Here is a 3,369-nt window from a genome sequence, read left to right on the forward strand (position 1 = left end):
CCGGCAGCGGGCGGGGGTGCGGCACCGGTCGCAGACTAAGGCGGGGATGAACCCGGCCCGGGCCACCTGGACGAGCACCGGGCCCGGCCGCTCGCCGAGCAGCGCCGCCCGCGCCGCGCCCCAGGCCGCCTGCGGCAGCCGCGCCCGCTGGGCGAAGGGGTCCCGCGCGGTCTCCCACGCGTCCGCGGTCGAGACGATCCGCGGTCCGATCTCGCGCTGGGCCGCCCGGGACGGGCCCAGGTGCAGCAGCCATCCGGACTCGACCAGCCGCTGCACGGGCACGGACCGGGAGGGCCCGGCGAACAGCAGCGCCGAGCCGGTGCGGCGCGCCCGCTCGAGCACCACCTCGCGGGCGTGGAAGTAGGGGGCGCGGGGCTCGGCCCAGGCGTCGTCGCCGTCGTCCCAGAGCACCGTCAGCCGCAGGTCGCGCACCGGCGCCCACGCCGCCGCGCGGGTGCCGGCCACGATGCGGCGGGTGCCTCGCAGGGCGGCCAGGTGGGCCCGGTACCGGGGGGTGTTCCCGTCCTCCGAGCCGATGCGCGCGTAGGCCTCCTCCCCCACGGCGTCGTCGAGGGCCGCGCACAGCCGGTCCAGGTCGCGGTGGTCCGGCACGAGCAGCAGCACGCCTCCCCCGCCGGCGGCGACCGCGCGGGCCAGGTGCGCCATCGCGGCGGCCTCGTCCCACTCGAGCAGGCGCGAGGGGACCACGGCGGCCGCCCGCGGCCCGTCCCCGGCCAGGACGGCCGCCACGAAGGCCCGGCCGCCCTCGAGAGACTCCCACACGGTGGGCGCGATCCCCTCGCCGGCTCTGACCGGCTCGCCCTCCGGGGCCTCCTCCACCGCCAGGGTCACGGGGTGGTCCGCCGCGGCGCCGGCGTCCTCGGCCAGGGCCGCCTTCTCCACCTGCGCGACGCGCGGGGGCACGGCGGCCCGCAGCACGTCCGTGACGACGCCGGCCTGCCGCCGGGCCACGGCGCGCGCCGAGGCGAGGACCTCCTCCGTCAGTGGCGGCACCGAGGTGAGCACGGCGGTGAGCTCCGTGAGCTGGGCACCCGTGGCCGGCTCGTCCTCCCGGGACACCAGCCACCCGGTCATGGGCCGGCCGCCGAAGCGGACGGCCACGCGGGAGCCGGGCCGGGCCCGCTCGTCGAGCGTGACGGGGATCAGGTAGTCGAACTCCCGGTCCAGGTGCGGCACCGGGGAGTCGAGCAGGACGCGCGCCACCGGCCGCTCGGGCCAGCCCTCCGGGTTCTCGGGCAGCCGGGGCCGGTCCGGGGGCTCCGGCAGGGCGAACAGCGCGTCCGTGATGGCCCGCCTCCGGTCAGAGGCCGGCGGCGGCGCGCAGCCGCTCCACCCGGTCCGTGCGCTCCCACGTGAAGTCCGCGTCGTCCCGGCCGAAGTGGCCGTTCGCCGCGGTCTTGCGGTAGATGGGGCGCAGCAGGTTCAGCTCCTTGACGATCGCGGCCGGGCGCAGGTCGAACACCTCGTTGACGGCCTGGATGATGCGCTCCTCGGGCACCACGGCGGTGCCGAAGGTGTCCACGTACAGGCCCACGGGGCGGGCGGAGCCGATCGCGTAGGCCACCTGGAACTCCGCGCGGGAGGCCAGGCCGGCGGCCACCACGTTCTTGGCCACCCAGCGCAGCATGTACGCGGCGGAGCGGTCCACCTTGGACGGGTCCTTGCCGGAGAAGGCGCCGCCGCCGTGCCGGGCCATGCCCCCGTAGGTGTCCACGATGATCTTGCGGCCGGTGAGGCCGGCGTCGCCCACGGGGCCGCCGATGACGAACTTGCCGCCCGGGTTGATGATGACTCGCATGCCCGAGGTGTCCAGGCCGGAGCGCTCGATCACGGGACGGATCACGTGCTCCTCCACGTCCTTGCGCAGCTGCTCCTGGCCCACCCAGTCGTGGTGCTGGGTGGAGACCACGACGGCCTCGACCGTGGTGGGCACGTGCCCGGGGGCGTATCCGATCGTCACCTGCGTCTTGCCGTCCGGCAGCAGGTACGGCATGGGGGTGTTCTCCTCGCGGCGCACGGCGGTGAGTCGCTCTGAGAGCCGGTGGGCCAGGTAGATGGGCATGGGCATGTACGCAGGGGTCTCGTCCGTGGCGTAGCCGAACATGATGCCCTGGTCCCCGGCGCCCTGCTCGTCCACCTCGTCCGCCGAGCCGTACTCGCGGGCCTCGAGGGAGCGGGTCACGCCGGCGAAGATGTCCGAGGACTGCTGGCCGATGGAGATGTTCACGCCGCACTGGGCGCCGTCGAACCCGTTGGCGGAGGAGTCGTAGCCGATGTCCAGGATGGTCTCTCGCACGATCCGCGGGATCTCCACGTAGGCGGAGGTGTTCACCTCGCCGGCCACCTGCACGAGGCCGGTGGTGGTGAGGGTCTCCACGGCCACCTTCGCGGCGGGGTCCGCGGCGAGGATCGCGTCCAGGATGGCGTCCGAGATCTGGTCGCAGATCTTGTCCGGATGGCCGGCGGTGACGGACTCGGAGGTGAAGAGGCGGAGCTCGCCGCCGCCCACGCCCGTGTACGGGTCGGCGTGGCGGGCAGGGCTCGGCTGGGCGGCGTCGGTCATGCCGCACAGTCTAGGTCAGCGGGCGGACGCGCTTCCCGGGCCGGACGCGGCGAGCCGGTCGACGACGGCGCCCACCACGGCGGCGGCGGCCTCCTCCTTGGACCCGGCGGCCTCGACGGCCGGGCTGCCGTCCGCGAAGAGGATGGTGACGGCCGTCTCGTCCCGGCCGAACACCTTGTCCCGGCCGACCTCGTTGACCACCAGCATCTCGCACCCCTTGCGGGCGAGCTTGGCGCGGCCGTACTCGAGCACGGAGGACTCGGCGTCCCCGGTCTCGGCGGCGAAGCCGACGATCAGCGGCGCCATGGGCCCGCCGGCGGCGCGGGTGCGCACCGCCGTGGCGAGCACGTCCTCGGTGCGCTCCAGGACGATGACGGGCGAGGAGCCGTCGTCACCCTTCTTCATCTTGGACTCGGAGGCCTCGGCGGGGCGGAAGTCGGCGACGGCGGCGGCCATCACGAGCACGTCCGCGTCCGCGGCCTGCTCGAGCACGGCCGTCAGCAGCTCGGCGGTGGACTCCACGTGCACCGCGCGCTCCACGCCCTCGGGCACGGGGACGGACATCGACCCGGCGATGAAGCGCACCCGGGCGCCGGCGGCCAGGGCCGCCCGGGCCAGGGCGACGCCCTGCTTGCCGGAGGAGCGGTTGCCGAGGTAGCGGACCGGGTCGAGTGCCTCGCGGGTGCCGCCGGCGGTGATCACCACGGTGCGCCCCGCGAGCGGACCCGGGGCCGCGCCGGCCGCGGCCGGTCCGGGCCGCGACGTCGTCGCGCGCGGGCGGCGAG

Annotated in this window: 2 protein-coding genes and 1 pseudogene; all 3 read right to left on the reverse strand. The window is 75.8% G+C overall.

Annotation, left to right across the window (positions count from 1 at the left end):
• Nucleotides 1–1,224, reverse strand: a pseudogene (locus NWP10_RS11075) (primosomal protein N'); the annotation flags it as partial.
• A 97-nt stretch (nucleotides 1,225–1,321) separates the two neighbouring features.
• Nucleotides 1,322–2,584 carry a methionine adenosyltransferase gene (gene metK / locus NWP10_RS11080; RefSeq protein WP_258300949.1) on the reverse strand — a complete coding sequence of 421 codons (1,263 nt, stop codon included), beginning with the start codon at nucleotides 2,582–2,584 and terminating at the stop codon, nucleotides 1,322–1,324.
• Between the two features lie 15 nt (nucleotides 2,585–2,599).
• The coding region (locus NWP10_RS11085) for a phosphopantothenoylcysteine decarboxylase (RefSeq protein ID WP_309137724.1) at nucleotides 2,600–3,369 on the reverse strand (770 nt) is incomplete at its 5' end.

Source organism: Micrococcus sp. HG099, assembly GCF_024723355.1.
GTDB classification, from domain to species: Bacteria; Actinomycetota; Actinomycetes; order Actinomycetales; family Micrococcaceae; genus Micrococcus; species Micrococcus endophyticus.